6 protein-coding genes are annotated in these 6776 nt (G+C 65.6%); 3 read left to right on the forward strand and 3 right to left on the reverse strand.

Annotated elements, in window-relative coordinates:
* Window position 1: 1 nt before the first annotated feature.
* The 3 genes from QOC76_RS06055 to QOC76_RS06065 are packed head-to-tail and all read left to right on the forward strand — an operon-like array spanning window position 2 to window position 4011.
* The gene (locus QOC76_RS06055) at window positions 2-985 is read left to right on the forward strand and encodes a nitrilase-related carbon-nitrogen hydrolase (protein ID WP_526355217.1); all 984 of its coding nucleotides are present in this window, start codon (window positions 2-4) and stop codon (window positions 983-985) included.
* Between the two features lie 37 nt (window positions 986-1022).
* Window positions 1023-2633 carry an amidohydrolase gene (locus tag QOC76_RS06060; RefSeq protein ID WP_526355219.1) on the forward strand — a complete coding sequence of 537 codons (1611 nt, stop codon included), beginning with the start codon at window positions 1023-1025 and terminating at the stop codon, window positions 2631-2633.
* 13 nt (window positions 2634-2646) lie between these two features.
* Window positions 2647-4011, forward strand: a complete 1365-nt coding sequence (locus tag QOC76_RS06065) for an amino acid permease (RefSeq protein WP_526355221.1) — start codon at window positions 2647-2649, stop codon at window positions 4009-4011.
* A gap of 5 nt (window positions 4012-4016) precedes the next feature.
* Here QOC76_RS06065 and QOC76_RS06070 read toward each other — a convergent pair whose 3' ends face one another.
* The 3 genes from QOC76_RS06070 to QOC76_RS06080 form a co-directional block, all read right to left on the reverse strand.
* Entirely contained in the window at window positions 4017-5138 is a 1122-nt protein-coding gene (locus tag QOC76_RS06070) for a putative sulfate exporter family transporter (protein WP_526355223.1), read from the reverse strand.
* Between the two features lie 150 nt (window positions 5139-5288).
* On the reverse strand, window positions 5289-6083 hold the full coding sequence (locus tag QOC76_RS06075; RefSeq protein ID WP_526355225.1) for an SDR family oxidoreductase: 795 nt from the start codon (window positions 6081-6083) through the stop codon (window positions 5289-5291).
* 3 nt (window positions 6084-6086) lie between these two features.
* On the reverse strand, window positions 6087-6212 hold the full coding sequence (locus tag QOC76_RS06080; RefSeq protein ID WP_526355227.1) for a hypothetical protein: 126 nt from the start codon (window positions 6210-6212) through the stop codon (window positions 6087-6089).
* Window positions 6213-6776: the final 564 nt, after the last annotated feature.

Consider the following 6776-nt stretch of genomic DNA (forward strand, 5'->3'; position numbering starts at 1 on the left):
AATGATCACCTTGACGGCCGCCGCCCCCGACCCGCTGTCACGCACGACCCCATCGGACCGCCCGGCGTTGCGGGTAGGCCTGGTGCAGCACCGGTGGCGTACGGATCCGAGGAAACTGACCGAGGTTCTACGCGGCGCCATCGACAAGGCGGCGGGCGAAGGCGCGCGGATCGTGTTCCTGCCGGAGATCACGCTGCTGCGCTATCCGGCCGATGTACCCGCGGGCCCCAACCCAGGTGCCGGGGCCGAGGGTCTGGCCGACGGACCGACATTCGCGTTGGCCGCAGAAGCCGCTGTCGCCAACGGGATCTTCGTGCACGCGTCGCTCTACGAGAAGGCCGAGGCCGATGACGGTCTCGGATTCAACACCGCGATCCTGGTGTCGCCCGCAGGCGAGTTGGTGGGTCGGACCCGTAAGCTGCACATCCCGATCTCCGCGGGCTACTACGAGGACACCTACTTTCGGCCCGGAACCGCGGACGACAACCCGTACCCGGTGTACGAGCCCGGTGGCCTCGGCGCCCGCATCGGCATGCCGACCTGCTGGGACGAGTGGTTCCCCGAGGTCGCGCGCAACTATTCGCTCGGCGGCGCCGAGATCGTCGTCTACCCGACGGCGATCGGTTCGGAGCCGAAGTTCCCCGCCTTCGACACGCAGCCGTTGTGGCAGCAGGTGATCGTGGCCAACGGCATCAACAGCGGTCTGTTCATGGTGGTGCCCAACCGCACCGGCGACGAGGGCGCGCTGTCGTTCTACGGCTCGTCGTTCATCTCCGACCCGTACGGCCGAGTGCTGGTGCAGGCGCCGCGTGACGAGGAGGCCGTGTTGATCGCCGACCTCGATCTGGACCAGCGTCGGGACTGGCTCGAGCTGTTCCCGTTCCTCCTCACCCGCCGGCCCGACAGCTACGCCGCGTTGACCGCGCCGGTCGATTCGGACCGACCGTACGGGACAGGCCACGCCGCGACGGCCGTCATCAAATGACTCCGCTGAGAACGCCTCTCGGCGTAGGGTCCCGCTGGTGACCGCGACGATCTTCACCGGCGGCGTGATTTGGACGGGCTCGGGCGCAGAGAACGACGCCCTGCTCGTCGTCGATGGAGTGGTGCGGGCGCTTGGCGATGAGGCGAGAACGTCTGCCGCGGGCGCCGACGAAGTCGACTTGGCCGGAGGTTTCCTGATGCCGTCGTTCGGCGACGGGCATGCCCATCCTCTCTACGGCGGCCTCGAGTATGCAGGCCCCGCGGTGCGGCCGTGCAACTCAGTCGACGAAATAGTCTTGGCGGTAAAGCAATACGCCGACGAGCACCCGCACGACGAATGGATCGTCGGCGCGTCTTATGACAGCAGCCTCGCACCGGGTGGACTGTTCGACGCCCGATGGCTGGACGCCGCCGTGCCCGATCGGCCGGTGGCGCTGCGGGCCTGGGACTACCACACCATGTGGGTGAACTCGGTGGCCCTTGACCGCGCGGGCATCACCGCAGAAACCCCTGACCCGGTACTCGGTGAGATCCCGCACCGCGACGACGGCTCGGTGCTCGGCACCTTGCGCGAGTGGGGCGCGGTCGACCTGATGACGGTGGTGATGCCAAGCCACGACCGGGACGTGCGGGTGGCGGCGCTGGACAAGGCCGCTGACTACTACTTGTCGCGAGGTGTGACCTGGGTCCAGGACGCGTGGGTGGAGCCCGCCGACGTCGACACCTACGTCGAAGCCGCCCGCCGCGACGCACTCCGCATCCGCTTCAACTTGGCGCTCTACGCCGATCCGCGGCATTTCGATTCCCAGGTAACGCATTTCGCCGATCAGCGTCGGCGGGTCGACGAGGTGAACTCACCCCTGCTGACGGCCCAGACAGTGAAGTTCTTCGCCGACGGCGTCGTGGAGAACGAGACGGGTGCGCTGCTTGCGCCGTACTGCTCCGCGCTGCACAACCACGGACAGCAGAACTGGGAGGGTGACGCGCTCGCCGAGGCGGCGGCCAGGGTCGACGATCTGGGTCTGCAGATCCATGTCCACGCGATCGGTGACGCGGCGGTGCGTCAAGCGCTGGACGCGATCGAACATGTGGTGCGGCACAACCCGCTGCGCGACAGGCGCCCGGTGATCGCGCATGCCCAACTCGTCGACGACGCCGATATCGGCCGATTCGCCGAGCTGGGCGTGATCCCGAATATGCAGCCCCTGTGGGCGCAGCTTGATGCCCTGATGACCGTGCTGACGATTCCGCGCCTCGGCGCCGAGCGCGCGGACAGGCAGTACCGGATCCGCACCATCGGAGAGTCCGGTGCGCCATTGGCTTTCGGCTCCGACTGGCCGGTGTCCTCCGGTGCACCATTCGACGGCATAGCCGTTGCGGTTTCGCGGCAGACCGCCGACGGCGAGCCCGCGGGCGGATGGACGCCCACCGAGGTGGTTCCGATCGAACGGGCGCTCACCGCGTATACGGCGGGAGTGGCGTATCAGGCGTTCGCCGAGAACAGCTGGGGCCGGCTCGTTCCCGGTGCCAGTGCGGATCTGCTCTGGTGCAACCGCGACCCCAGGACCACTGCGGCGCTGGAACTTCCGGCGCTCGACGTTCGTGCCACGTACCTGCGCGGCAGGCCGGTCTACTCGGCCACCGATTAGAGGAGAGAACGAAATGTCGTCAACAGCGTCCGCCGACTCCACTGTGCCGCCGCCCTCACAGGAGGACGAAGGCCACCTTCGCCGGGTACTCGGCACGCCGTCCCTGGTGTTGTTCGGCATGGTTTACATGGTGCCGCTCACGGTGTTCACCACCTACGGCATCGTCACCGAGACGACCGGCGGCCGCCTTTCCGTCGCGTACCTCGTCACTCTGGCCGCGATGGTGTTCACGGCGCGTTCGTATGCCCGCATGGCGGCCGCCTATCCCGTTGCGGGCTCGGCATATACGTACACGCAGAAGACATTCGGCGCACCGCTGGGCTTCCTCGCCGGCTGGTCTCTGCTGTTGGATTACCTGTTCCTGCCGATGCTGAACTACCTCGTCATCGGCATCTACCTGAACGCGGCGATTCCGGCGATACCGCCTTGGTTGATCGTCGTCGTCACCATCGCGATCGTGACGGTGCTCAACATCGTCGGCATTGTGTCGGTGGACCGGGCCAACTTCGTGATCATCGCGGTGCAGGCGATCTTCATCGTGGTGTTCATCATCTTGGCGTGCGTCACCATCTCGGGCTCGGGCACCGTCGATTTGATGGCCCCGCTGAAGGGCGACGGCAGCGCACCCGGTTTTAACCCGATCCTCGCCGGCGCGGCCATACTGTGCCTTTCGTTCCTCGGATTCGACGCCGTGTCAACCCTTTCCGAGGAGGCGAAGGATCCAAGGCGCACGGTCCCGCGGGCGATCATGATCGCCACCGTTGCATCGGGCATCATCTTCGTCGTCCTGGCGTACGTCTCGCAGCTGGTCTTCCCGTCGAATAAGTTCGCCGACGTCGACTCAGGCTCGCTGGACGTCATGACGACCGCGGGCGGGCAGTTCCTGAACACCTTCTTCACCGCCGCGTACGTGGCGGGCGCACTGGGATCCGCCATCACCTCGCAGGCGTCGGTAGCGCGCATCCTGTACGCGATGGGCCGCGACGGCATCCTGCCGCGCAAGATCTTCGGCCATGTGTCGTCCCGGTTCAGCACGCCCGACTACGCGATTCTGGTGGTCTCCGTGATCTCCCTACTAGCCGTCGTGATCGATCTGGCGACCCTGGCGTCAATCGTCAGTTTCGGTGCGCTGGTGGCCTTCTCGGCGGTGAACCTGACGGTGATCAAGCACTACTTCGTCGATCAGGGCGAGAAGAACGTGCTGAACAACCTGGTGCTACCGGCGATCGGCTTCCTGTTGACGGTCTACCTGTGGTTCAGCCTGTCCGGACTCACTCTGATCGTCGGCCTGATCTGGCTGGCGGTCGGCTTCCTGTGGCTGCTCGTGGTGACCCGTGGCTTCCAGCGTCCGACGCCGGTGCTCGACCTGGAGGAGTAGCTCGGTCAGACGGTGAAGTGACCGAACAGAACAGCCGCCAGGCCCAGTGCGACAACGATGTTGACCACGGTGGCGGATGCGAACAGCGCGATCGGTCGCCAGCCCGCCTCCCGCAGCCCCTTGAGCGAGAACTCGAGGCCGATCGACACGAACGCGAAGATCAGAAACCAGGTGCGCAGGTCGTTGACGGTCGCGATCTCGGCCTTGCCGTTGCCTACCCACTGCAGGTACAGCGTGCCGATGACCGATGCGGCGATGAAGCCGAGCACGAACTTCGGGAACCGCCTCCAGAACTCTCCCAACGTCGGCCGAGCGTCGTCGGCACTGCGGCGCTCCACCTTCAATGCGAAGTAGGCGGTCAACGCGATCGCCACCACACCGATCAACGCGTTCTGCGTGGTCTTGACGATGGTCGCGATCTGCAGTGCGTTCTCGCCCGCGATCGCGCCGGAAGCGGCAACGGCGGCCGTCGTGTCGATGTTGCCGCCGATCCATGCGCCTGCCACCGCGTCGGACAAGCCGAACACACCGGAGAGCCACGGCAGCAGGAAGATCGACGGCAGTGCGAACGCGATCACCAGCGACGCGGCGTAGGCCAGTTGTTCGCGCTTGGCCTGCACCGCCCCCGCCGCCGCGATCGCCGCGCTGACTCCGCAGATGGACACGGCTGAGGCGAGCAGCGCGCGCAACTTGTCGTCGAGGCCGAGCCGGCCGCCGAGCCACCAGGTGAAACCGAAGACGATCGAGATCAGCAGCAGCGCCTGGACGATCGCCGGCCCGGCGGCGGTGACGAGCACCTTGAGGTTGATCGACGCGCCGAGCAGCACCAGACCGGTCTTGATGAAGAACTCCGTCCGGAAGCCCTCCGCCAGCGCATCGCGCAGTGCGAGCCTGGTTAGCACCGCATTGCCGATCAAGCCCAAAGCGATCGCGTAGACCGGGAATTCGATCGACTTGGCCACTTTCGCGAACGGCGTGGCCGCCGTCCACAGCGGCACTTCCTGCTCGAGAAAGCGGGTCAGGGCACCAAGGGCGATGACGACCAGTACCCCGGCGATCGCATAGCCGAGTGTCGGCCGTGACTCGGTGCGCTCCGAGGTCGTCTGATCGGTGGTCTGTTCGGTCACGGGATCACGCTGCCCGGGATCGCGCCGAGGAGCACCAACACCAGAAGCGTCAGGCCGACGATGACCGCGAGCCAGTCCTCATTCATGCGTGCGACAGTAATGACCGAGGTGTTCGCCGCGAACGGTTGCGATCACAGCGAATTCAAAGGGTCACATGTCGGCTATCCGCTTGTTGATCAGCCGCTGCAGCCAGAGGGGAAAGCGCGCGGTGAGCGCCGACGCCTTGGTCTGCGAACCGACGGGAAAATGCACTTGGTGGATGACGCGCCGGAGTAGGGACGGCTCGACCGCCGCCACAATCGCGTCGGCGACGTCCTGCGCGGTCAGCCGGATGCCGAGGGATTCCGTGGTACCTGTCCTGACGTTCTCGGTCATCGCGGTCTTCACGTACAGCGGCCACATGGCGATGACGCGGATGCCGTACCGATTCCATTCGATGTCGAGAGCCTCGGTGATGCCGCGGACGAAGAACTTCGTCGCGCTGTAGGTGGCCAGTTCGGGTTGTCCGTAGATCGCCGAGGCGGAAGCGAGGTTGACCACGACCGGGTTCGGTGTGGCCCGCAGGTAGGGGAAGGCGGCGTGCAGTCCGTTCACGACACCCTTGGTGTTGATGTCGATTTCCTTGAGTTGGGCGGAGAGGGCGATGTCCTCGAAGCGGCCGGCCCGCAGGATGCCCGCGTTGTTGATCATGACGTTGAGGCGCCCGCCGGCCGCGTCGGCGAAGTCGCCGAGCCGCTGCGCCATTTCGTCGGGATCCGTGACGTCGAGGTGCCCCGTGACCGCCCTGCCGCCCAGCGTCTCGATCTCGGCGGCCAGCGATTTGAGTCCCACCTCGTCGAGGTCGTAACCGCCGACGGTGTAGCCGTTACGCGCGAACGTGAGCGCGGTGGCGCGTCCGATCCCTGCTGCTGCGCCGGTGATGAAGACGGTCTTGATTACGGGCATAGGTCATGATCGCATCGTTGCCAGGTTGTGCCACAGACTCTTGAGGCTGTCGGTGCCGCCGAACAGGGTGGTGAAGTGGGTCGAGTCGATCAGGACGATGTCGCCGGAGCGCTGACCGTTTGGCGGCATCCAGATCAGCGCGTTGAACTCGGTGTTGCCCTCAGCGGTGAACGAATGCGGCCATGATCAGTCGATCGTCATACCCTGACCCAGGCCCAGGTACGCCCCTCTGTTTTGGAGACCCGATGGTGCGGAACCTACTCCGGTGGTCCGGCCCCACGGCCGTTTCGCGCCCAAAGTCGAAGTGTCCAGATCGCGAACGACAGCGCATAGCATTGTTCACCTAGCGTGCGAACATAGTTGCCCGGTTTCGCAAGACTTGATCTACGACAAGTATGTCGGGGCAAGGCAATTCAGGAAAAAGATCACGCTAAATTGCTAATCTGCCTTCGCGCTGTGAAAGGCAGAACATACTCCGGTGTATGGGTCGCTCGGCCCTACCGAATGCAGAGAGGGAGCAGCCGTGTCATCAACGCAGCGCTACCTGATATTGGGATTGGCGACGACGGCCGTCCCGTTCACGATCGTCGTCGCGACGCCGGCGGCAAGGGCGGATTGCACCAGCGCCGGGTCAGCCACCGTGTGCGCGCAGGGGACGGTCCGCGGCGGTGGTCCGACCGCTCCGGTCGCGGG

This window comes from Mycobacterium sp., from assembly GCF_032159565.1.
GTDB lineage: Bacteria > Actinomycetota > Actinomycetes > Mycobacteriales > Mycobacteriaceae > Mycobacterium.